Source organism: Micromonospora sp. NPDC000089 (assembly GCF_042899365.1).
Lineage (GTDB): Bacteria > Actinomycetota > Actinomycetes > Mycobacteriales > Micromonosporaceae > Micromonospora.
In genome coordinates this window covers 627,768-648,420 of record NZ_JBIAZT010000001.1, presented here as the reverse complement: position 1 = coordinate 648,420, position 20,653 = coordinate 627,768, and the positions used below count along the sequence as shown (strand labels likewise).

The window sequence follows — 20,653 nt, the reverse complement described above, 5'->3', positions numbered from 1 at the left end:
GGCGCTTTGCCAGGTCCCGGCCCGTTCAGGGCAGCGGGAACGGGGTCTTGATGCCGTCCAGGGCGTGCCCGCACGGGCAGTCCCGCTGCTCGGGCAGGGCGCCCACCGCGTCCAGCAGCAGCCCGCGCAGCCGGCCGGTGTTCTGGGCGAAGACCCGGAACACCTCCTCCTGGGTGACCGACTCGCCCGCCTCCACCCCGGCGTCCAGGTCGGTGACGAGCGCGATCGAGGTGTAGCAGAGGGCCAGCTCCCGGGCGAGCACCGCTTCCGGGTGGCCGGTCATGTTCACCACCGTGCCGCCCATCGAGGCGTACCAGCGGGATTCCGCCCGGGTGGAGAAGCGCGGGCCCTCGACCACCACCACGGTGCCGCCGTCCACCGCCGGCACGTCCCGGCCCGCGGCGGCGGCCAGCAGCGTACGCCGGCCCACCGGGCAGTACGGGTCGGCGAACGGCACGTGCACCGCACCCCGGTCGTAGTAGGTCTGCGCCCGCCCGCTCGTCCGGTCGATCAGCTGGTCGGGCACCACGAACGTGCCCGGCCCCAGCTCCGGGCGCAGCCCGCCGACGGCGCACGGGGCCAGCACCTGGCGTACCCCCAGCGAGCGCAGCGCCCACAGGTTCGCCCGGTACGGGATCAGGTGCGGGGGGAAGCGGTGGTCCCGCCCGTGGCGGGGCAGGAAGGCCACCGAACGGCCGCCGACCTGCGCGATCGTCACCGGGTCGGAGGGCGCGCCGTACGGAGTGCTGACCTCGTGCTCGGTGGCGCCGTCGAGCAGCGCGTAGAGCCCCGACCCGCCGATCACCGCGATGTCCGCCGTCGGACCCATGGCGCCTCCCTCGATCCCGCTCGTTCACCCGCCGGACAGACCTTAGCCAGCGCCCCGGGTGCAGGCTATGGTGCCAGGCATGGCGGTGACAGCACGGATGGCCGGCGATGCCCGGTTCCCCGACCCGGTGCGCGGCTGAGGGTGTCCGAGATGCAGGAGGGGCGGGCGATCGGGGGTCGGGCCATGGAGTCGATGACCGGACGGCTGCTGGTCGCGACTCCGGCCCTGAAGGACCCGAACTTCGACCGTACGGTGGTGCTGCTGGTCGCCCACGAGGCCGGCGGCGCGCTCGGGGTGGTGCTCAACCGCGCCACCGAGGTGCCGGTCGCCGACGTGCTCGGCGACTGGAGCGACCTGGCCCGGCATCCGGCGGTGCTCTTCGAGGGCGGCCCGGTGCAGCCCGACTCGGCGATCTGCCTCGCCCGGCTGCGGCACCCGATCCGCCGGTTGAAGGGCTTCCAGCAGGTCTCCGGCGCGGTGGGCACGGTCGACCTGTCGGTCGACCCGGAGAAGCTGCGCGACGGCATCGGCGGGATCCGGGTCTTCGCCGGCTACTCCGGCTGGGGCTCCGGGCAGTTGGAGCAGGAGATCGCGGAAGGCTCCTGGTTCGTGTTCGACGCGCTGCCCGGGGACGCCTTCGTCGACCGGCCCGACGACCTGTGGCCGATGGTGCTGCGCCGGCAGGGCGGGATGATGGCGGCGGTGGCGCACTTCCCCTCCGACGTGGCCCTGAACTGAGCGTTCGTGGGGGGACCCCCGCGAGATGACCATGCCGAACGGCGTGTGTATAGTTCTCTGCGTGCCCGGGTGACCGGGACGCTGGCAAGGGGCCGTGGCGCAGCTGGTAGCGCACCACACTGGCAGTGTGGGGGTCAGGGGTTCGAGTCCCCTCGGCTCCACCCTTGAGGTTGCAGATTCAGCGACCTGGTCGATGATCATCGACCAGGTCGCTGAATCGTTTTCCGACCCGGTATTTCGCGGTTCCTCCCGTCATCCCCCGCCTGGGCCTCACCAACCGCCGTAGCGCAGCAGGAGCAGGAAACCCGGGACGGGATTCACCACGACGTTGACGTTGGCCGCCACGACCAGGAGTGCGGCCACGGTCGACACCGCCGCGAGCCCGCTGAGCCACCGCCGGCGCCGGCGCCACGTCACCACCGACAGGCTTATGAAGAAGGCTGCCAGGAAACCGACCAGCAGGCCCTTCACGACGTGCCAGCGCACGTACTCGTCGAGCATCACGGTCAGGGCCGGCGATGTCGGGCCGTTGGAGGCCTGGTCGCGAACCTGGGCCAGCGCGGCGGTCAGGTCGGCGTCGGCGGGTGCGGACGCCAGATTCGGCAGTAGCGTGCCGAAGGGAGACACGGCCCCCTGGACGTTGGCGATCAGCAGCACCGCCGCGGCGACCGCGAGAGCCCCGATCGGCAGCCGGAACCGCCGGAGCAGCACGGCCAGCGTCACCAGCACCGCGAGCAGCGGCACGGCGATCAGCACCCGGACCAGATGAAGGCGGAACTGGTGGTCGACGTGGTGCTGGAGGTCGGGCGGGAGGTCTGTGCCGCCCGAGGACCAGTAGCCGACGAAGGCGCGCGGAAAGTCGTCGAGCCGGTCGGCGCCGACCAGCAGCGGTGGGGCGACGAAGAACGCGGCGGTCAGCAGAACGGCCATGATGAGGAGCCCGGCGGCGTGCCGCCGGGCGGTGGTGGTGAACAAGGGGGACTCCTAGTCGGATCGGCTGCGCAGGTACGCGAGGACGGCGAGCACCCGCCTGTTGGTGTCGTTGCTGACAGGCAGGTTCAGCTTGGTGAGGACGCTGCCGATGTGCTTGGCGACACCGGCTTCGGTCAGGGAGAGAAGCTCGGCGGCGGCCGCGTTCGAGTGTCCCTGCGCGACCAGCGCGAGAACCTCGCGTTCGCGGCGGGAGAGTTGTCTGAGCGGGTCGCGGTGGCGTTGCATCAGCTGCCGTACGACCTCGGGGTCGACCACCGTGCCGCCCTCAGCCACCCGGCGGAGCTGCGCGGCGAACTCGGCCACGTCGCCGATGCGGTCCTTGAGCAGGTAGCCGATGGACCGGCCAGAACCCGAGGCGAGCAGTTCCCCGGCGTAGCTGTGCTGCACGTACTGACTGAGGGCGACCACCGCGAGGCCAGGATCCTCGGTGCGGAGCGTGATGGCCGCCCGTAGCCCCTCGTCGGTGTGGTCCGGCGGCATCCGGACATCGGTGATCACGAGGTCGGGGCGGCGCTCGCGGACGGCAGCCAGCAGCGCGGGCGCATCCCCGACCGCGGCGACGACCTCGATCCCGAACCGGGGCAGCATGGCGCTCAGCCCCTCCCGGAGGAGCACCGAGTCTTCGGCGATCACGACGCGCACGGCAGCTCCACGCGCAGGACGGTCGGCCCGCCGGGCGGGCTCGACATCAGCAACCGTCCTCCGGCCGCGGCGGCGCGGTCGGCGAGGCCGGTCAACCCGGATCCTCGGACCGGGTCGGCACCGCCGCCGCCCTCGTCGCGGACCTCGATCAACAGCCGGTCGGCCTGGCGGCGAACGGTGACGGTGACCTCGGCGGCTGGGGCATGCTTCGCGGCATTGGCAAGGCCTTCGGAGATCGCCGCGTACGCGACTGACTCCACCGCCGCCGGAAAACGCGACGAGGGGACGTCGACACGTACCTCAAGGGGGCTCGCCGCGGCCAACTCCTCGACCGCGGCCCGTAGGCCCAGTTCCCGCTGCGTGCGGGGGCTGATGCCGCGAATGAGGTCACGTAGCTCCGCCATCAGCATCTTGGCCTGGTCGTGTGCCGAGGCCATCGCGGCTGCGGCCGGCGACGAGGGCGGCAGGTCGAGTCGGGCCATCCCGATCTGCATGGTCAGCGCGACCAGGCGCTGCTGGGCGATGTCGTGCAGGTCCCGCTCGATACGCAGCCGCTCGGCGTCGAACGCGTGCGTCAGCCTGGTGCGGGAGCGGGCCACCTCGACCAGCTCCTCGGACGGCTCGGGGTGCAGCAGCGTCCGGGCCAGCGCGGCGTGCGCCCCGCCGAAGATGGCGGCCAGGTAGAGCAGGACCGGGATCAGGAGCAGCCCGCCACCGATCCGCCCGACGATGCCGGTCGGGGAGTCCATGACCGAGAGCCGGTGACCCACCGAGAGCGGCGTCGAGACGACGATCAGCCCGATGACTCCGAGCACTCCGAGCCAGATCGGGCCGACGACGCCGAGCAGAACCATGTAGGCCACCGCCCGCCAGGTGGCCGGGTCGCTGTAGAGGCGACCGCCGCGCCCGGGTGAGCGCGGGGCGTCGCCGACCAGCCGCAGCCGCCACCGTTCGGCTCGGGCCGTCGCGAGCGCCAGCCGCGGGCCGAGCAGCGCGAGCAGGCTCACCCCGACCAGACCGAGGCCGGCCGCCACGATCAGATGACTACTCGTACGCCCGGCGAAGAGCACCAGGACGGCCATGAGGACCGGCGTCAGCGGTACCGCCAGCAGGAGCCACAGCAGCCCGGCGGCGACCGCCGTCGTGGCGGAGTAGGCGACCCCACGCCAGGGCCACGCGGACACCAGGAACCGTCGTCCGGTCACCGCCCTGAGCAGGGTGTCTGTCATGCGATCAGGCTAGGGGTGGCCCCAGGCCTCCGACAGCCGGCTGGGTCCACTCCCGGGGTAGACCCAGCGCTACCCACCGGCCGGGCGGCACCCGCGGGCCGACAGGTCGCATGGTGAGGCGACCTTGTGCGTGGCACTCCGGGGCGGGCCCCGTCAGCCCGGAGAACTGATCTTCTCAGCCGCGATTTTCATGATCACCCTTCGCTGCTCGCGGCCACCGAACCAGGGGTAGGGGCGGCCCAGGTACTTCTGGGACAGCTGGTCGATGTGCTCGGTCGCGCCGTCCTCGGTCAGCTCGACGACCCGGCCGCGCACCGCGACGTAGCGACTCGGCGTCTCGGGGTCGGCGACGGCGACCGCCACCCGCGGGTCACGTTCGACGTTGCGCACCTTCTGGAAGCCCTGGACGGTGTTGACGACGATGTGCTGGCTGTCGGTGTCCACCCAGGTCTCGGTGATCTGCGGGGAGCCGTCGGGCATCAGGGTGGTCACGAAGCAGATGGCGGGCCTGCGGAGCAGGTCGATCAGGGTGTCAGGCAGATCCATGCGCCGACGGTACGTCCCGCCCCGCCGTCCCGCCCGGTGGACGGCGTCCGCAGCCGGCGCTCGGCGGATTCGTAGCGGCTGCTACGCCGTGCCCGACCAGGCGGACCGGCGCAGAAGTCGGAGGCCGTTGAGGCCGACGATGACGGTGGAACCTTCGTGGCCGGCGACCCCCAGGGGCAGGGGCAGGTTGCCGATGAGGTCCCAGGTCACCAGCACCACGATGAAGGTGGCGGCGATCAGGAGGTTGGCCTTGACCACTCGGCGGGCCCGCCGGGACAGGGCGATCACGGCCGGCAGGGCGCTCAGGTCGTCACGGACGAGTACGGCGTCGGCCGTCTGTAGGGCGAGGTCGGATCCTCGGCGACCCATGGCCACGCCGAGGTCGGCGGTCGCCAGGGCGGGGGCGTCGTTGACGCCGTCGCCGACGAGCAGGACCCGCTGCCCGCGGGCCTGCAGGTCGCGTACCCGGTCGGCCTTGTCGGCCGGCAGCAGGCCGGCGTAGGTGTCGCCGATGCCGGCCTGGGCCGCCAGCTGGCGGGCGGCGCCGGGGTTGTCGCCGGTGAGCAGGACGGGTGTGGCGCCGGTGAGGCCGGTGAGGGTCTCGACGGTGGTCGCGGCGTCCGGGCGGATGTGGTCGGCGAGGGCGAGCACGCCCTGCGGCCGCCCGTCGACCGCCACCACGACGGCGGTGTGGCCGGCGCCCTGGACGTCGGCGACCGCCCGTCGGACGTCGGCGCTGTCGTGGTCGGGCAGGTCGTCGAGCAGGCCGGGCCGGCCGACCGCCACCCACCTGCCGTCGGTACGGGCCAGGACCCCTCGGCCCGGGGTGGACTCGAAGTCGCTGGCGGACGGGATGGGCAGCCCACGTTCCCGGGCGGCGGCCACGACCGCCACCGCCAGCGGATGCTCACTCGGCTGCTCGGCCCCGGCGGCGAGCCGCAGCAGCTCGGCGGCATCGATCCCGGCCACCGGGTGGACGGTGGCGAGGCGCGGGGCTCCGGTGGTGAGCGTTCCGGTCTTGTCGAACGCCACCAGGGTCGTGTCGGCGAGTCGTTCCATCACCACGGCGGACTTGACCAGCACCCCCTGGCGGCCGGCGAGGGCGATGGCGGACAGCAGGGGTGGCATGGTCGCCAGCACGACAGCGCAGGGTGACGCGACGATCATGAAGGTCATGGCCCGCAGCAGGGTGGACCGCAGCTCCGCACCGAAGGCGAGCGGGATGCCGAACAGGGCCAGGGTCGCCACGACCACGGCGACCGAGTAGTGCTGCTCGACCTTCTCGATGAACAGCTGCGTCTTCGCCTTGGTGGCCGATGCCTCCTCGACCAGCGCGACGATGCGGGCGATCACCGACTCGCCCGCGGGCCGGTGCACCCGGGCCACGAGCGAGCCGGTCCCGTTCAGGGTGCCGGCGAACACCTCGTCCCCCACGGTCCTGGCCACCGGCATGGGCTCCCCGGTGATGGTGGCCTGGTCGATGTCGGTGGACCCGTCCAGCACGACGGCGTCCGCGCCGATCCGCTCGCCGGGACGGATCCGGATGGTGTCGCCCACGCCGAGGGTGGCGGTGTCCACGACCTCCTCCCGGCCGTCCGGGAGCAGTCGGGTGGCCCGCTCCGGCGCAAGGTCGAGCAGGGCGCGTACGGAGTCGGCGGTCCGGGCGGTCGCCACGGCCTCCAACGCGCCGGAGGTGGCGAAGATGACGATCAGCAACGCGCCGTCGAACACCTGACCGATGCTCGCCGCGCCGATCGCGGCCACGATCATCAGCAGGTCGACGTCCAGGGTCCGCTCCCGCAGCGCCCGCAGGCCGGCGAGCGCGGGCTCCCAGCCCCCGGCCGCGTAACAGGCCAGGTAGAGGGTCCACCACAGCACGGGCGGCGCGTCGAGCAGCTGGGCCGCACCGCCGAGGCCGAACAGCCCGGTGGCGATCGCGGCCCACCGCACCTCGGCCAGCGCCCAGAAGCGGGTGACGAGGCCGGGCCGGCCGGGCTGGACGGCGACGGCGGGCGGCGAGGAGAGCGTCGAGCTGGTCACGAGAGGCCACAATACCTGCGTAGGAATGAAGGTATGCAGGAAGGTGCGCGGACGCCCGCTCAGGCGCGGCTATCGTGGGCTCGTGCACACCTCGCTGCCCGACTTCCAGATGCCCAACGAGGAGCAGGTCCACCTGGCCGCCGAGGGCTTCCGGCTGCTCGCCGACCCCACCAGGATCAAGATCCTCTGGGCGCTGCTGCAGGGTGAGTCGTCGGTCGCCTGCCTCGCGGAGCTCGTCGGAGCGAGCCCCACCGCGGTCAGCCAGCACCTCGCCAAGCTGCGCCTCGCCGGTCTCGTGAAGGGGCGGCGGGACGGCACGTTCGTGCACTATTCCGCGGCCGACAGCCACGTGCGGGCGCTGCTCGCCGAGGCCCTGTTCCACGCCGACCACGCGGACGATCCGGACCGGCACGACGAGCACCCGCATGTGCACGAGCCGAAGGCGGCGGCCGGCATCGGCTGACGAGGCCGGTCCATCGGGACGACGCGAGGCCCGCCCGGGTGGCGCGGGGCGGGCGGGAATCCGGTCGGCCGTGGCGTCCTGAACGGCATTCCCAGCGGAGGCGAGCGCGTCGCGTCGGGCAGCCGACCGACCGCACGACGCGACCGGCCGGTCAGCGGGGCGGGGTCTTGGGCAGGTCGTACTGGTCGGCCTCGCGGCAGTCACCCGGGCCGCCCACGGCGCCCTTTCCGAGCTTGTCGAGCGCCTGCCGGGCCCGGTGCCGGCCCAGGTTCCAGGCGTACCAGGGGTCGTCCTCGGCGAGGTCGTCGGCGATCCAGCTCAGCGTGCAGCGACGGACCGGGTCGGGGAGGGTGGTCAGGGCCGGGGTGGCGTCGGCGGAGAGCGCCCGCAGGTACCACGCGTCGATCTTGCCGGTCTGCTCGTACCGGGCGACGTTGCGCCGGGCGGCGTAGTCCTCCGGGTTGAGCACGGCCAGGCCGAGCAGCATCGCCACCGCCAGCGCCACGGTCAGCGAGGGGATCCACCGGCCCCGCCACCGCGCCCCGGCGGCGAGGATCATCAGGAAGACCACCCCGAGCAGCAGCTCGAAGGCCATCACGAAGATCCGCTCACCGGTGAAGCTGTAGACCTTCTGGTACGCGTACATCCGGGACAGCGCCGACACCACGATCACCACGCCGAGCGCGCTGAGCAGGCCCAGCAGGGCGCGCAGCAGCATCCGCTCGGCGGCCGACTCCCGCCGCGCCCACCGGCTCACCAGCCCCAGCACGGCCACGGTCAGCAGGGTGACGAAGAGCAGCTGCCAGAACCCGCTGCGGGCGTACTCGGCGTAGCTGAGCCCGGCGGTGGCCAGCACGTGCCGGTCGCCGCCGAACAGGACGGTGAACTGCACCGCCACGAAGCCGGCGAAGAGCAGCGTCAGCGCGCCGATGGCCGGCGCCCACTCGACCAGCCCGAGGCTGCGCCGGGCAGGCCGGTCCACCGTGGACAGCTCCGGTGGCGCGGCCAGCGTGTAGACCGCGGCGACCGCGATCAGCGCGCCGACCACGGCCAGGAAGAGCCGGCGGAACGTGGCGCCCACGCTGACCTCCGGCACCAGCGCGCCAATTAGCTCGGAGAACGCCGCGTCCGCGGACGACAGCAGGCTGCCGAAGACCAGCAGCACCAGCACGGTGGCGACGACCGACAACGCGACCCGTCGGGCCGTACCGGTGTCGGCGTCGGCCGGCGCCCGCAGGTGCCGGCGGACCCAGGGCAGGCCGCGCAGCGCGGCGAAGGGCGCCGCGACCAGGCTGAACAGGATGGACCGCACCAGCCGGCCGCCGACGATGGCCAGCGTCGCGCAGCCCAGCGCGCCGAGCACGCAGAAGGTCACCAGCCACCAGGCGTTGCGGAAGCCGAGCACGGCGAGCAGCGCCAGCGCCGCGACCGCCCACCCGCCGCGGACCAGTCGCTCGCCGCGGGCCAGGCCGGCGGTGTGCCGGCGTACGCCGACCAGCACGGCCCCGGTCAGCACCAGCCAGCCGAGGAACCAGCCGATTCCGGTACGGGTCAGCGGCACGAACGCGGCGATGCCGAGCGCCCCGGCGAGGACGGCGGCGGGAACCGCGCGACCGGTGGCCGGCTTCGGCCCGGGCCAGCGCGCGCCCAGGAACGATGTGCGGGGCTGCCGGGGGATCGGCGCCCACGCGCCCGGGTGGGCCGGCGCCCCCGTCCAGGGCCGACCCGGCTGCTGCGGGTACGGGCCCGGGTGCGGCCACTGCGCGCCAGGCTGTGGGGGCGCCGGGGTGCCGGGCTGCGCCAGGGCGAGCTGCGGGGTCGGGGCGCCGGGCTGCGCGGCGGCCGGCTGCGAGGCCGGGGCGCCGGGCGCAGCGGCCGTCGGACCTGACGGGGCGGCCGGCGGCCCCGGCTGAGCGGCCGTCGGACCTGACGGGGCGGCCGGCGGCCCCGGCTGCGAGCCCTGCCGCTGCTGGGGGGCGGGGCTCGGCGGCACCGCGGCCCCCGCCTCGCGGCTCGCGGGCGGGGTCGCCTCGGCCTGCGTGGTGTCGGTCAGCGCCTGACCGGCGGGAGCCGGCCCGGAGCCGGAGGCGTCGACCGGAGTCGCGTCGGCCGGGACCGTGGCGGACCGAGCCGCGTCGGCCGGGACCGTGGCGGACCGAGCCGCGTCGGCCGGGACCGTGGCGGACCGAGCCGCGTCGGCCGGGGCCGCGACGGACCGGGCCGCGTCGGCTGGAGCCGGCACGGGTGGAGCCGGCGCGGGTGGCGCGGCGACCGGGGGCGGCCCGACGGACGGTGCCGGGACGGTCGGGACGGCGCCCGGCGCCGGGCGGCCGTCCTCGTCGACCGGCACCAGCGGGATGAACAGCGCGTAACCGCGGGTGCCGGGTGGGACCGACACCGGGATCGCCCACGCGGGCCGGTCGTCCGGCCCCGGCCACGGCACGCCGGGGAGTGCGTCCGTGCTCGCCGGCATCACGAGCAGCTGCGGCGGATCGGCGGGTCGCTCCGCCGACCCGCCGGCCGGGGCCGGGGTCGGGGAGTCGGGGGCCGCTGGCGACTCGGGCACGGCGCACTCCTAGATCGAAAAGGACTGCCGTCACTCTAGGTCCGCACCCGCGTCCCACGCCGCCCCGAACGGCCCGAACGATCGAACGTTTCCTCGCGCAGATCCGTACCAGTGCGCGGGAGGTCGACCTGATGACCGTACGTCGAATGCTCGCCGCCGCCGCGGCGGCGACCGTGAGCGTCCTGCCGATCGCGTCTCCCGCCACGGCGCACGGGGCGCCGACCAGCCCGCTGAGCCGCTCGGCGGCCTGCGGACCGGAGGGCGCGTACCGCTCCGGGCCCGCCTGCCAGGCCGCCGTCTCGGCCGGCGCCGCCGTCCGGGAGTGGGACAACATCCGGGTGTACGGCGTGAACGGGCGGGACCGGGAACGGATTCCCGACGGGGAGCTGTGCAGCGGTGGCATGTCCGCGTACCGGGGGCTGGACCTGCCGCGGGCGGACTGGCCGGCGACCGAGGTCGTGCCGGGGGCCCGGTTCATCTTCCGCTACCGCGGCACCATCCCGCACTCCGGCACGTTCCGATTCTACGCCACCCGCCCCGGCTACCAGCCCGGTAACCGGCTGAACTGGGCGGACCTGGCCGACCGGCCGTTCCTCACGGTCACCGACCCGCCGATGCGCGACGGGGCGTACCAGATGCCGGGGCGGCTGCCGACGGGGCTGACCGGGCGGCACCTGATCTACACGGTGTGGCAGAACTCGAGCACGCCGGACACCTACTACTCCTGCTCGGACGTGGTGTTCCGGGCGCCGGGCGAGGCCCCCGCGGCCGGTGGGACGGCGAGCGCCCGGCCGGCGCCGGCCCGGTCGTCGCCCTCGACCGCCGTCTCCGTGCTCACCGCGCCGGCGGTCGAGGGGGCCGGCGTACCCGTGGCGTCGGTGACCCACGTCGGGGGCGGCGGCCTCCGGTTGGTGGTGGTCGGGGCGGCCGCGGTCACCGTGCTGCTCGCCGCGATGGTGGCGATGCGGCTGCGCCGGGCCGGCACCGTGCCCGTGGGTCGTCCCTGCGGGGTGCGCAACCACCGCGCGGGCCGCCGCCGGATCTGGTGACCGGCGGCGGCCCGGCGGTCGCTCAGCCGAGCAGCCGGTCGATCTGCGCCAGCTCCTCGGCCGACAGGTCCAGGTTGCGCACCGCCGCGACGTTGCCCTCCAGCTGCTCGACGCTGCTCGCGCCGATGATCAGGCTGGTCATCCGCGGGTCGCGCAGCGCCCAGGCCAGCGCCAGCTGGGCCAGCGTCTGCCCCCGGCCGGCGGCCACCTCGTTGAGGCCGCGGATGGCGGCCAGCTTCTCCTCGGTCAGCGCGCTCTCGTCGAGGAAGACGCTGGTGCGCACCCGCGAGTCCTCGGGGATGCCGCCCAGGTAACGGTCGGTGAGCAGGCCCTGGGCGAGCGGGCTGTACGCGATGCAGCCCGCGCCGACCTCGTCCAGCGTGGCGAGCAGGCCGTCGTCCTCGGTCCACCGGTTGAACATCGAGTACGACGGCTGGTTGATCAGCAGCGGGGTGCCCAGGTCGCGCAGGATCGCCGCGGCGCGGGCGGTCTGCTCCGAGGTGTAGTTGGAGATGCCCACGTAGAGCGCCTTGCCGGAGCGGACGACGGCGTCCAGCGCGCCCATCGTCTCCTCCAGCGGGGTGTCCGGGTCGAACCGGTGCGAGTAGAAGACGTCGACGTACTCCAGGCCCATCCGGCTCAGCGACTGGTCCAGCGACGAGATCAGGTACTTGCGGGAACCCCACTCGCCGTACGGGCCGGGCCACATCAGGTAGCCGGCCTTGCTGGAGATCACCAGCTCGTCCCGGTACGGCTTCAGGTCGGTGGCGAGCATCCGACCGAACGCCTCCTCGGCCGCGCCGGGCGGCGGGCCGTAGTTGTTGGCCAGGTCGAAGTGGGTGACCCCGAGGTCGAAGGCGCGCCGGACGATGTCCCGCTGCCGCTCGTACGGGCGGTCCGGCCCGAAGTTGTGCCACAGCCCGAGCGAGACGGCGGGCAGCCGGAGCCCGCTGCGCCCGCTGCGGCGGTAGGTCATCTGGTCGTAGCGGTCGTCCGCGGCGAGGTATGTCACGGATGGTGAGCCTACGCCGGGCGGGTCGGAACGGGAGTGGCCGACGGCCGCGCCGGGTAGCTTCGGTCACATGCGTTTCGTCCAGCTCGACATCCCGAAACCCGTCTCCAAGATCGGCCTCGGCACCTGGCAGTTCGGCTCGAAGGAGTGGGGCTACGGCCCCGAGTACGAGCGCCGGGCCGCCGACATCGTCCGCCGGGCGCTCGACCTCGGCGTGACCTTCTTCGACACCGCCGAGCTGTACGGCTTCGGCCGCAGCGAGCGGATCCTCGGCGAGGCGCTCGGCGACGAGCGGGCCAAGGTCACCGTGGCCACCAAGATCTTCCCGGTGCTGCCGGTCGCCGCGGTGGTGCAGCAGCGCGCGGTCGCCTCGGCGGCCCGGCTCGGCGTCACCAGCCTCGACCTCTACCAGGTGCACCAGCCCAACCCGGTGGTCGCCGACACCACCACCATGCGCGGCATGCGCGCGCTGCAGGACGTCGGGCTGGTCGGCGAGGTCGGGGTCAGCAACTACAACCTGCGCCGCTGGCAGTTCGCCGAGGCCGCGCTGGGCCGTCGGGTGCTGAGCAACCAGGTCCGCTACAGCATGATCGACCGCGGCCCGGAGGAGGACCTGATCCCGTACGCGGAGCGCACCGGCCGGATCGTCATCGCGTACAGCCCGCTGGCACAGGGCTTCCTCTCCGGCCGGTACGACGCGAAGAACCCGCCGAGCGGGGCGGTGCGCCGGGCCAACCCGTACTTCCTGCCGGAGAACCTGGAACGCGGCACCGCGCTGATCGACACGCTGCGCGAGGTGGCCGCGGCGCACGACGCCACGCCCAGCCAGATCGCCCTGGCGTACGTGCTGCGCTCCCCGAACGTGGTGGCCATCCCCGGCGCGTCCAGCGTGGAGCAGATGGAGCGCAACGCGGCCGCCGCCGACATCGACCTGACCGACGACGAGTACGCCGCGCTGGTCACCGCCGCCCGGCAGTTCCGTCCGGTCACCGGCCTGGCGGCGCTGCCGAAGCTGATCCGCGCCCGCGTGGGAAGGTGAGCACATGGACGACATCACCGCGCTGATCCTCGACGACCACGCCGCCTTCCGGCGTGGCTTCGCCCGACTCGACGACGCCCGCGACGACGCCGAGCTGCTGGCGGTCTGGGAGGCGCTGGCCCTGCACCTGGACATCCACGCCGAGGCAGAGGAGGCGATCCTCTATCCGCACCTGGTCAAGCACGGCGACGACGGCGAGGACGAGACCGAGGACGCGATCGGCGACCACAACAAGATCCGTGACGCGGTCGCCGAGTCGAAGCTGCACCCGGTCGGCTCCGACCAGTGGTGGGCGGCGGTCGGCCAGGCCCGCAAGGAGAACAGCGAGCACCTGGCCGAGGAGGAGGACGAGGCGCTGCCGGACTTCCGCAAGCACGCCTCGGTCGAGCTGCGCGCCGAGCTGGGCGCCCGCTGGCTGACCTTCTACGGCGAGCACAAGAACGGGCGCGACCTGCGCTTCGCCGACAAGGACCCGAAGGAGTACGTGGAGGAGCACCGCTGACGCACGCCGTCTGCCATCGGGTGCGTTCGTCGTCGTCCCGACGACGACGGACGCACCCGGCGCGGATGTCAGGGCAGGTCGCGGGCGTAGCAGACGGACAGCTCCGCGCCCGCGTACGGGCCGAAGTTGTCGATCCGGTGGTAGCCCTCGCGCTCGTAGAAGCGCATCGCGTCGGGCTGGGCGGTGCCGGTCTCCAGCAGCAGCCGGGTGACGCCGGCCGAGCGGGCGGCGTCCTCCAGGCCGCGCAGGATCGCGGTCGCCACGCCGGTGCCCCGGGCGGCCGGCACCACGTACATCCGCTTGATCTCCGCCGAGCCCGGGTCGATGAACCGCAGGCCGCCGCAGCCCAGCGCCGTGCCGGCGTCGTCCCGGGCGAGCAGGAACACCGGAACGCTCGCGCCGCTCGGCGGGGCGCCCGGCTCGTGGTTGTCGTTGCCGTAGCGCGCGTCCAGCTCGGCGCGCTGCGCCTCCCGCAGCCGCTCGCCGTCGGCCGACTCCCACGGCTCCGGGCCCACCCGGATCGTCCGCTCCACCACCCCGCCGCCTCCTTCGTCGACGATCAAGCGTACGGCGATCCCCCGGCTGGCTCCCCCCGCGGCCCGCTCCTCGGGTGAACGGCGGGCCCGGGGCTGTCGTGGCGATCTCCCACCGCGCCACGCCGGCCCCAGCTCGGTCGGGGGCGCGGCAGGTCCGGAATCAACGGGTGCATCTGTGGTCGTCGGAGCGACAACAGATGCACCCGTTGCGTTTCGCGATCTCCCCGTCGTGGGGGAGTCGGCGGGGTGGCGGCTGGCGGCAGAATGACCGGGGTGACGGTCCTCGGGGCGCTCCGGCCGCTGGTGCGCGGCAGCACCTGGCGGCGCGGCGTGTTCCTGCTGCTCGGCGGGGTGCTGGCGCTGCCGTACGTGCTGCTCGCCGCGACCTTCGCCAGCATGCTGACCCGCTCGGAGGTGTCCCGGCCGGTGGTGCTCGGCCTGCTCGTGGTGGCCGCCGCCGTCGGCGTGGTGCCGGTCTTCCTGGCCGGCAGCCGGGCGCTGGAGATCGCCGCCGTCCGCGCCCTGCTCGGTGTGGAGCTGCCGGAGCCCGCCGCCGACCACCGGCCCGACCGGGAGGCCCGGCTGCGCGCCGCGCTCTGGATCGGCACCCATCTCGTCACCGGCGCGCTGGTGCTGGCCGCGCTGTTCAGCGCCCTGCCGATGGCGTTGGTCTTCATCGTGCAGCAGTTCGGCGTGGACACCGGGCCGGTCGACGAGGCCGGGTTCGGGCCGCTGGCCGGGCAGGACCGCCGGTGCATGATGCTCACCGGGGTGCTGCTGCTGGTCGGGCTCGGCTACGCGGTCGCCGGGCTCGGCTCGCTGGCCGCGTCGATGGCGCCGGTGCTGCTCGGCCCGTCCCAGGCCGAGCGGATCGCCGCGCTGGAGGGGGCCGCCGTCCGGCTGGCCGAACGCAACCGGCTGGCCCGGGAGCTGCACGACTCGGTCGGGCACGCGCTCACCGTGGCCACCCTCCAGGCCGCCGCCGCCCGCGAGGTGCTGGACGCCGACCCGGAGTTCGCCCGCCGGGCGCTGGCCGCCATCGAGGAGACCGGCCGGCACGCCATGGACGACCTCGACCACGTGCTCGGCCTGCTCCGGGATGCCGGCCCGGGCGGTCGCCCGCCGACGGACACCGCCCCACAGCGCACTCTCGCCGACCTCGACCGCCTGGTCGCGGACACCCGGGGCGCCGGGCTGCCGGTGCGCGCGGCGATCACCGGTGGGCTCGGGGAGCTGCCGGCGGCGGTGTCCCGCGAGGGGTACCGGATCGTGCAGGAGGGGCTGACCAACGCCGCCCGGCACGGCCGCGGCCCGGTACGGCTGCGGGTCGGCGTGCCCGCTTCCCCGCGCCCCGGCGCCGCCGCCGATCCGCCCGCCGGCTCGCGGCCCGGCGAGCCGCCCGCGGGCCCGCGCACCGCCACCGGTCGACCCGGGTCCCCGCGCGCCGCCGATCCGCCCGCGGCCCCGCCGGCCGACGCCGATCCGCTTGCGGCCCCGCCGGCCGACGCCGATCCGCCCGCGGCCCCGCCGGCCGACGCCGATCCGACCGCGGGCTCGCGGGCCGGGGCCGATCCGGCAGACGGGGGGTGGTTGGTGATCGAGGTGGAGAACGATCTGGCCGGGGACGCCGGGTCGGGGCGCGGCGGGCGCGGGCTGGCCGGCATGCGGGAACGGGTGCTGCTGCTCGGCGGCCGGATCACCGCCGGGCCGGACGACGGCCGGTGGCGGGTCGACGTCCGGCTGCCGGTGCCGAGGGGAGAGGCGCGGTGACCGTCGACGTGCTGATCGTGGACGACGACGAGCTGATCCGGGTCGGGCTGCGGGCGATCATCGACGCCCAGCCGGACCTGCGGGTGGTGGGTGAGGCAACCGACGGCGCCGAGGTGCCGCCGCTGGTGGCGAAGCTGCGCCCGCACGTGGTGCTGATGGACGTCCGGATGCCCGCGATCGACGGCATCCAGGCCACCCGGCAGCTGCTCGCCACCTCGGCCGACCCGCCGCGCGTCCTGGTGATCACCACGTTCGCCAACGACGAGTACGTCTACGCCGCGCTGCGCGCCGGGGCGAGCGGGTTCCTGCTGAAGCGGGCCCGCCCCGCCGAGGTGGTGGAGGCCGTCCGGGTGGTGGCGCACGGTGAGTCGCTGCTGTTCCCCGCCGCGATCCGGCAGCTCGCCGGGGCGTACGGGGGGCGGGGCGGGGACGGGCTGCGGGCCGCCCGGCTGACCGACCGGGAGGCGGAGGTGCTGCGGCTGATGACCACCGGGCTGTCCAACACCGAGATCGCCGCCCGGCTGGTGGTCGGCGCGGAGACGGTGAAGACGCACGTCGGGAATCTGCTGGCCAAGCTGGGCGTACGGGACCGTACCCAGGCGGTGATCGCCGCGTACGAGTCGGGCTTCGTCACCCCGTCCGGCTGAGCCCCTCACCGCGCCCATCAGCTCCTACGGCCTGTCGCGGGGCCTCGGCCCGCGGGTGCCGCGCCGGGCGTCGTTGGCGGTCCAGCCTCATGGCGACGAGAGCCGCGCCGAGGCACAGGGCGGCTGCGGCCGCCAACGGTGGTCGACCACCCGTCCGTACGGCCACCGTCCCGAGCGGGATCGCCGCCACGATCGGCCCGAACATCACCGTGTTGGCCGTCGCGGCGACCCGGCCCAACAGTGCTGGCGGCGTGTGGGTCTGCACGGCGGTCACGGCGGCGATCAGTGCCCAGGGCAACCCGATTCCGGCGACCACCGAGGCCGCGATGGCGGCGGGCCACCAGGGCAGGCAACGGGTGAGGCAGCCGAGCGCGAACAGGGCGGTCCCGGCGACGGCAACGGGGACGGGACCCCACCGGGCGAGCATCCGGCCGATGATCAACCCGCCCACCACGGAACCGGCGCCCTGAGCGCTCGCCATCACCCCGAGGAACGTCGTCGGCAGTCGTAGGCCGTCGACCACCACCTCGTAGACGGCGGCGGTGGTGAACCCGGACATGGCGATCGACACGGCGGCGAGCACGACGGTGAGCCGGGTCGACGGCCGTTCGAGCAGGACGGTCAGTCCGGCGGCGGACCCGGCGCGGCGCTCGGCCGGAGCGGAGGTGACCGGTGGCTCGGTGAGCCGTAGCGCCGCGTAGAGAGCGACGGTGAGGGCCGGCATCACCGCGCTGAGTAGGGCGACGGAGTGGCCGCCACGCCAGGCGTAGAGGCCGGCCCCGGCGAGTGGCGCGACCAGCTTCATGCCCTCCTGGGCGCTTGAGCGCCAGCCGTTCACGTCACCGAGCCGCTCGGGCGGAAGTGCCGACGGCAGCAGGGCCGTCTCGCCAGCGTCGATCAACACGTAGCTGAACCCGTACGCACAGGCGGCGGCGTAGACGAGCCAGGTCTGGCCGGGACCTCGGACGGCGAACAGGCTCAGCAACACGCCGGCCAGCGCCGCGTTCACCACGATCATCGCCGCGCGGCGGGGCACCCGGTCGAGCGCGCCGCCCAGCCACGGGCCGGCCAGCACCGGGGCGTACACGCACAGCCCGGCCAACGCCGCGGAGCCGGTGGAACCGGTGAGGTCGAGGATCCAGATGCCGGCCACCAGGGTCATCGCCCCGCCCCCGAAGCCGGACACCAGGGAGATCGCCACGAACAGCACGGCGTTGCGACGCATGGGGCCTCCAGGAGTTGAGTCGAGAGGACTCAGCCTGGTTCTTGAGCCATGGCGAAGCAATAGCGCTGAAGACTGTCAATGTGCTGTTGACAATCCGGCGCGCAGTGACGTCCGCGCGGCGCGGACGGGAGGAGGAAGCCGCTCGGATCCGACGCCGTCGAGGTCGGCCAGCAGGTGCGTGGCCAGCGCGTGAAGCGCTCCCGGCTCGGCGTCGACAGCCGCCTCGACGGTTTCGCGGACGAGAGCCGCTCGGCGAAAGCGGCCATCCCACCGACGGTCGGTGTCGAGCCACCGGCCCAGCTCAGCCACGGCGGCCCGGATCGCGGCCACCTGCGGCGGCAGGTCGACGTCGGCCTGGTCCCGCCGGTTCCGCCGGGCCGCGGCCAGTCGTTGCCGGCGCTGCTCGGCGGCCTGCCGGCTGCTCAGTCCCAGCGTCCGTGCGAGCTGCGCCCAGGTGGCGCCGGCGTGCCGGGCCCGGTCGATCAGGTCCAGCTCACGCTCGTCCAGATCGCGCCGGACGGACCGCAGTCGGGCCAGCTCATCCAACTCCGTCGACATGTGTCAACGCTACATTGACGTCCCTCGGAGGGGGGAGGAGGTTCACCCCGGCACGGGAGGGTTTCCCACCCCGATCGGCCGAGCCTGGGGAGCATGACCACCGCGTTGCTCGTACCCACGCACCACCGGTCCCGGATCGCGCCGCTCGCCGCCGGCTGGCTCGCGCTCTGGGGCGTCCTCGCCCTGGTCGGCACCCTGACCGGCGCCGGCTACCCGTTCGGCGACCACGACCGCGACCGGGAGGCCAACCTGCTCCGGCTGGTGCCGGTGTCGGTCGGCCCGCCGCTGTTCGCGGCCCTGCTGCTCACCGCCGCCGTCGCCGCTCTCGCCATGATCGGCACCGCCGCCGGCTCGCCTGGGCGGCCGGCATCCCGCTCGGCATCTCCCGCGACTTCCTGCACGAGATGCAGGACACCGGGCTGGTCTGGGCCGGCGCCGGGCTGGGCGCGTTCGCGGTGGCCGGCGCGATCCTCACCCTCGGGCTGGTCCGGCCCTGGGGCGAGCGGTTCCCGAGGTGGATGGTCGGCCTGGCCGGTCGACGGGTGCCGACCATGCTGGCCGTGGTTCCGGCCACCGTGGTCGCGCTGGCGGTCACCGCGGGCTCGCTCGGACTGGTCACCGCGCCGAGGTTCTGGGAGTTGACCGGCGGGCTCAGCCTGACCACCCTGCCAATGCTGCTCTGGCCCGTCTGGGGAGTGGCGCTGGCCGTGGCGACGTACGCGTACCGGCTGCGCCGCCGGGGCGCCTGTGCCCGGTGCGGGCGGGATGACCTCCGCGAAGGGGGCCGCCGGTCACCCGACCGCGCTAGCGTGGTCGGGTGACCGAGCCCAACCAGGTGCTCCCCGTCCCACCCGCCGACCTGCCGAGCACCCTCGGCGAGCTGCGCGCGACCGGGCACCGGTACCGCACCGTCAAGTCCGAACTCCGCGACAACCTGCTCGCCCGGATGCGCTCCGGCGAGGACCGTTTCCCCGGCATCGTCGGCTACGACGACACCGTCCTGCCCGAGGTCGAGCGGGCGCTGCTCGCCGGCCACGACATGGTGCTGCTCGGCGAGCGCGGCCAGGGCAAGACCCGGCTGATCCGCTCCCTGGTGGCGCTGCTCGACGAGTGGACGCCGGTGCTGTCCGGCTCGGCCCTCAACGAGCACCCGATGCACCCGCTCACCCCGGCGTCGCGGGCCCTGGTCGCCGAGGCCGGCGACGACCTGACGATCGGCTGGCTGCACCGCTCGATGCGGTACGGCGAGAAGCTCGCCACCCCGGACACCAGCGTCGGCGACCTGATCGGCGACGTCGACCCGATCCGGCTGGCCCAGGGCCGCAGCCTCGGCGACCCGGAGACCATCCACTTCGGCCTGGTGCCGCGCACCAACCGGGGCATCTTCGCGGTCAACGAGCTGCCCGACCTGGCCGAGCGGATCCAGGTGGCGCTGCTCAACGTGCTGGAGGAGCGCGACATCCAGGTCCGCGGCTACCAGCTGCGGCTGCCGCTGGACCTGTTCCTGGTGGCCAGCGCCAACCCGGAGGACTACACCAATCGGGGCCGGATCATCACCCCGCTGAAGGACCGCTTCGGCGCGGAGGTGCGCACCCACTACCCGGTCGACCTGGAGCTGGAGCTGGCGCTGATCCGGCAGGAGGCCGACCTGGTCGCCGAGGTGCCGGAGCACGTGCTGGAGGTGCTGGCCCGGTTCGCCCGGGACGTCCGCGAGTCGCCGTCGGTCGACCCGCGCTCCGGCGTCTCCGCCCGGTTCGCCATCGCCGCCGCGGAGACCGTCGCCGCGGCCGCGCTGCGCCGCGCCGGCCTGCTCGCCGCCGGCACCCCCGAGGGGGTACGGGGTGAGGCGCCGGTCGCGCGGGTCGGCGATGCGGTCTCGGTGACGAGCACCCTGCGCGGCAAAGTGGAATTCGAATCCGGCGAGGAGGGGCGGGAGATCGAGATCCTGGCCCACCTGCTGCGCACCGCCACCGCGGAGACGTTCCGGGCCCGGCTGGCCGGGCTGGACCTCTCCGGCTTCACCGCGCTGGTCGCCGAGGACGGCGTGATCGAGACCGGCGAGCTGGTCTCCTCGGCGGAGCTGCTGCGCCAGGTCGGCACCGTCCCCGGGCTGGCCAAGGCGCTGGACCGGCTGGGGCTGGGCGACGCGCCCACCCCGGAGCAGGCCGCCGCCGGCGTCGAGTTCGTGCTGGAGGGGCTGCACCTGACCCGCCGGCTCGGCAAGGACGTGACCGAGACCGGGCGCACCGTCTACGGCGGCCGGGGCTGA

The 20,653-nt window shown here is 74.3% G+C and carries 20 protein-coding genes and 1 tRNA gene; 10 read left to right on the top strand and 11 right to left on the bottom strand.

Features of this window, described 5'->3' with window-relative positions; translation table 11 throughout:
* Nucleotides 1-25: 25 nt before the first annotated feature.
* Nucleotides 26-829: an S-methyl-5'-thioadenosine phosphorylase gene (locus ACFY3U_RS03085; RefSeq protein WP_387193902.1), complete on the bottom strand. Its 804-nt coding sequence runs from the start codon at nt 827-829 to the stop codon at nt 26-28.
* Between the two features lie 150 nt (nt 830-979).
* On the opposite strand from ACFY3U_RS03085, the gene ACFY3U_RS03080 reads away from it, so the two are divergent.
* Both ACFY3U_RS03080 and ACFY3U_RS03075 read left to right on the top strand, forming a co-directional pair.
* Complete coding sequence (locus tag ACFY3U_RS03080; protein WP_387193899.1) at nt 980-1,567, top strand: YqgE/AlgH family protein; 588 nt, start codon at nt 980-982, stop codon at nt 1,565-1,567.
* An 88-nt stretch (nt 1,568-1,655) separates the two neighbouring features.
* A tRNA-Ala gene (locus ACFY3U_RS03075) sits at nt 1,656-1,728 on the top strand.
* Between the two features lie 109 nt (nt 1,729-1,837).
* Here ACFY3U_RS03075 and ACFY3U_RS03070 read toward each other — a convergent pair.
* The 5 genes from ACFY3U_RS03070 to ACFY3U_RS03050 all read right to left on the bottom strand — a co-directional run bounded on the left by ACFY3U_RS03070 (nt 1,838) and on the right by ACFY3U_RS03050 (nt 7,017).
* The gene (locus tag ACFY3U_RS03070) at nt 1,838-2,542 is read right to left on the bottom strand and encodes a hypothetical protein (protein ID WP_387193896.1); all 705 of its coding nucleotides are present in this window, start codon (nt 2,540-2,542) and stop codon (nt 1,838-1,840) included.
* Between the two features lie 9 nt (nt 2,543-2,551).
* The gene (locus ACFY3U_RS03065; protein ID WP_387194142.1) at nt 2,552-3,148 is read right to left on the bottom strand and encodes a LuxR C-terminal-related transcriptional regulator; all 597 of its coding nucleotides are present in this window, start codon (nt 3,146-3,148) and stop codon (nt 2,552-2,554) included.
* 41 nt (nt 3,149-3,189) lie between these two features.
* Nucleotides 3,190-4,431, bottom strand: coding sequence for a histidine kinase (locus ACFY3U_RS03060; RefSeq protein WP_387193893.1), 1,242 nt, complete (start codon nt 4,429-4,431; stop codon nt 3,190-3,192).
* Nucleotides 4,432-4,584: 153 nt separating this feature from the next.
* The gene (locus ACFY3U_RS03055; protein WP_387193890.1) at nt 4,585-4,977 is read right to left on the bottom strand and encodes a PPOX class F420-dependent oxidoreductase; all 393 of its coding nucleotides are present in this window, start codon (nt 4,975-4,977) and stop codon (nt 4,585-4,587) included.
* 81 nt (nt 4,978-5,058) lie between these two features.
* The gene (locus tag ACFY3U_RS03050; protein ID WP_387193887.1) at nt 5,059-7,017 is read right to left on the bottom strand and encodes a heavy metal translocating P-type ATPase; all 1,959 of its coding nucleotides are present in this window, start codon (nt 7,015-7,017) and stop codon (nt 5,059-5,061) included.
* A gap of 25 nt (nt 7,018-7,042) precedes the next feature.
* On the opposite strand from ACFY3U_RS03050, the gene ACFY3U_RS03045 reads away from it, so the two are divergent.
* Nucleotides 7,043-7,480, top strand: coding sequence for an ArsR/SmtB family transcription factor (locus ACFY3U_RS03045; protein ID WP_387193884.1), 438 nt, complete (start codon nt 7,043-7,045; stop codon nt 7,478-7,480).
* A 151-nt stretch (nt 7,481-7,631) separates the two neighbouring features.
* On the opposite strand, the gene ACFY3U_RS03040 is transcribed toward ACFY3U_RS03045, so the two are convergent.
* The gene (locus ACFY3U_RS03040) at nt 7,632-10,046 is read right to left on the bottom strand and encodes a DUF4153 domain-containing protein (protein WP_387193881.1); all 2,415 of its coding nucleotides are present in this window, start codon (nt 10,044-10,046) and stop codon (nt 7,632-7,634) included.
* Nucleotides 10,047-10,177: 131 nt separating this feature from the next.
* Between ACFY3U_RS03040 and ACFY3U_RS03035 the strand changes: the two genes are divergently transcribed.
* The gene (locus ACFY3U_RS03035; RefSeq protein ID WP_387193879.1) at nt 10,178-11,095 is read left to right on the top strand and encodes a lytic polysaccharide monooxygenase; all 918 of its coding nucleotides are present in this window, start codon (nt 10,178-10,180) and stop codon (nt 11,093-11,095) included.
* A 22-nt stretch (nt 11,096-11,117) separates the two neighbouring features.
* On the opposite strand, the gene mgrA is transcribed toward ACFY3U_RS03035, so the two are convergent.
* Nucleotides 11,118-12,107 (bottom strand): L-glyceraldehyde 3-phosphate reductase, encoded by a 990-nt coding sequence (gene mgrA / locus ACFY3U_RS03030; protein ID WP_387193876.1) that lies wholly within the window; start codon nt 12,105-12,107, stop codon nt 11,118-11,120.
* A gap of 70 nt (nt 12,108-12,177) precedes the next feature.
* Here mgrA and ACFY3U_RS03025 point away from each other — a divergent pair, with 70 nt between their 5' ends.
* On the top strand, nt 12,178-13,146 hold the full coding sequence (locus ACFY3U_RS03025; RefSeq protein ID WP_387193873.1) for an aldo/keto reductase: 969 nt from the start codon (nt 12,178-12,180) through the stop codon (nt 13,144-13,146).
* Between the two features lie 4 nt (nt 13,147-13,150).
* Entirely contained in the window at nt 13,151-13,648 is a 498-nt protein-coding gene (locus ACFY3U_RS03020; RefSeq protein ID WP_387193870.1) for a hemerythrin domain-containing protein, read from the top strand.
* Between the two features lie 68 nt (nt 13,649-13,716).
* Here the strand turns inward: ACFY3U_RS03020 and ACFY3U_RS03015 are convergent, their stop codons facing one another.
* The gene (locus tag ACFY3U_RS03015; protein WP_387194139.1) at nt 13,717-14,181 is read right to left on the bottom strand and encodes a GNAT family N-acetyltransferase; all 465 of its coding nucleotides are present in this window, start codon (nt 14,179-14,181) and stop codon (nt 13,717-13,719) included.
* 276 nt (nt 14,182-14,457) lie between these two features.
* On the opposite strand from ACFY3U_RS03015, the gene ACFY3U_RS03010 reads away from it, so the two are divergent.
* Together ACFY3U_RS03010 and ACFY3U_RS03005 are read left to right on the top strand one after the other, a co-directional pair.
* Nucleotides 14,458-15,954 carry a sensor histidine kinase gene (locus tag ACFY3U_RS03010; RefSeq protein WP_387193867.1) on the top strand — a complete coding sequence of 499 codons (1,497 nt, stop codon included), beginning with the start codon at nt 14,458-14,460 and terminating at the stop codon, nt 15,952-15,954.
* Nucleotides 15,951-16,601 (top strand): response regulator transcription factor, encoded by a 651-nt coding sequence (locus ACFY3U_RS03005; protein ID WP_387193864.1) that lies wholly within the window; start codon nt 15,951-15,953, stop codon nt 16,599-16,601. The genes ACFY3U_RS03010 and ACFY3U_RS03005 overlap by 4 nt, the downstream gene beginning before the upstream one ends.
* On the opposite strand, the gene ACFY3U_RS03000 is transcribed toward ACFY3U_RS03005, so the two are convergent.
* Both ACFY3U_RS03000 and ACFY3U_RS02995 read right to left on the bottom strand, forming a co-directional pair.
* Nucleotides 16,585-17,826 carry an MFS transporter gene (locus ACFY3U_RS03000; protein ID WP_387193861.1) on the bottom strand — a complete coding sequence of 414 codons (1,242 nt, stop codon included), beginning with the start codon at nt 17,824-17,826 and terminating at the stop codon, nt 16,585-16,587. The genes ACFY3U_RS03005 and ACFY3U_RS03000 overlap by 17 nt on opposite strands.
* Nucleotides 17,827-17,901: 75 nt before the next feature.
* Nucleotides 17,902-18,384: a hypothetical protein gene (locus ACFY3U_RS02995; protein ID WP_387193859.1), complete on the bottom strand. Its 483-nt coding sequence runs from the start codon at nt 18,382-18,384 to the stop codon at nt 17,902-17,904.
* Between the two features lie 404 nt (nt 18,385-18,788).
* Between ACFY3U_RS02995 and ACFY3U_RS02990 the strand changes: the two genes are divergently transcribed.
* Both ACFY3U_RS02990 and ACFY3U_RS02985 read left to right on the top strand, forming a co-directional pair.
* The gene (locus tag ACFY3U_RS02990) at nt 18,789-19,205 is read left to right on the top strand and encodes a hypothetical protein (RefSeq protein WP_387193856.1); all 417 of its coding nucleotides are present in this window, start codon (nt 18,789-18,791) and stop codon (nt 19,203-19,205) included.
* Nucleotides 19,202-20,653: a magnesium chelatase gene (locus tag ACFY3U_RS02985; RefSeq protein ID WP_387193853.1), complete on the top strand. Its 1,452-nt coding sequence runs from the start codon at nt 19,202-19,204 to the stop codon at nt 20,651-20,653. Before ACFY3U_RS02990 ends, ACFY3U_RS02985 begins: the two co-directional genes overlap by 4 nt.

Bases quoted from the DNA above. Each gene is read 5' to 3' on its own strand.
- ACFY3U_RS03060 (WP_387193893.1), bottom strand. From the start codon at position 4,431: ATGACAGACACCCTGCTCAGGGCGGTGACCGGACGACGGTTCCTGGTG.
- ACFY3U_RS02990 (WP_387193856.1), top strand. From the start codon at position 18,789: ATGCAGGACACCGGGCTGGTCTGGGCCGGCGCCGGGCTGGGCGCGTTC.
- ACFY3U_RS03045 (WP_387193884.1), top strand. From the start codon at position 7,043: ATGAAGGTATGCAGGAAGGTGCGCGGACGCCCGCTCAGGCGCGGCTAT.
- ACFY3U_RS02995 (WP_387193859.1), bottom strand. From the start codon at position 18,384: ATGTCGACGGAGTTGGATGAGCTGGCCCGACTGCGGTCCGTCCGGCGC.
- ACFY3U_RS03000 (WP_387193861.1), bottom strand. From the start codon at position 17,826: ATGCGTCGCAACGCCGTGCTGTTCGTGGCGATCTCCCTGGTGTCCGGC.
- ACFY3U_RS03085 (WP_387193902.1), bottom strand. From the start codon at position 829: ATGGGTCCGACGGCGGACATCGCGGTGATCGGCGGGTCGGGGCTCTAC.
- ACFY3U_RS03065 (WP_387194142.1), bottom strand. From the start codon at position 3,148: ATGCTGCCCCGGTTCGGGATCGAGGTCGTCGCCGCGGTCGGGGATGCG.
- ACFY3U_RS03035 (WP_387193879.1), top strand. From the start codon at position 10,178: ATGACCGTACGTCGAATGCTCGCCGCCGCCGCGGCGGCGACCGTGAGC.
- ACFY3U_RS03025 (WP_387193873.1), top strand. From the start codon at position 12,178: ATGCGTTTCGTCCAGCTCGACATCCCGAAACCCGTCTCCAAGATCGGC.
- ACFY3U_RS03080 (WP_387193899.1), top strand. From the start codon at position 980: ATGCAGGAGGGGCGGGCGATCGGGGGTCGGGCCATGGAGTCGATGACC.
- ACFY3U_RS03020 (WP_387193870.1), top strand. From the start codon at position 13,151: ATGGACGACATCACCGCGCTGATCCTCGACGACCACGCCGCCTTCCGG.
- ACFY3U_RS03055 (WP_387193890.1), bottom strand. From the start codon at position 4,977: ATGGATCTGCCTGACACCCTGATCGACCTGCTCCGCAGGCCCGCCATC.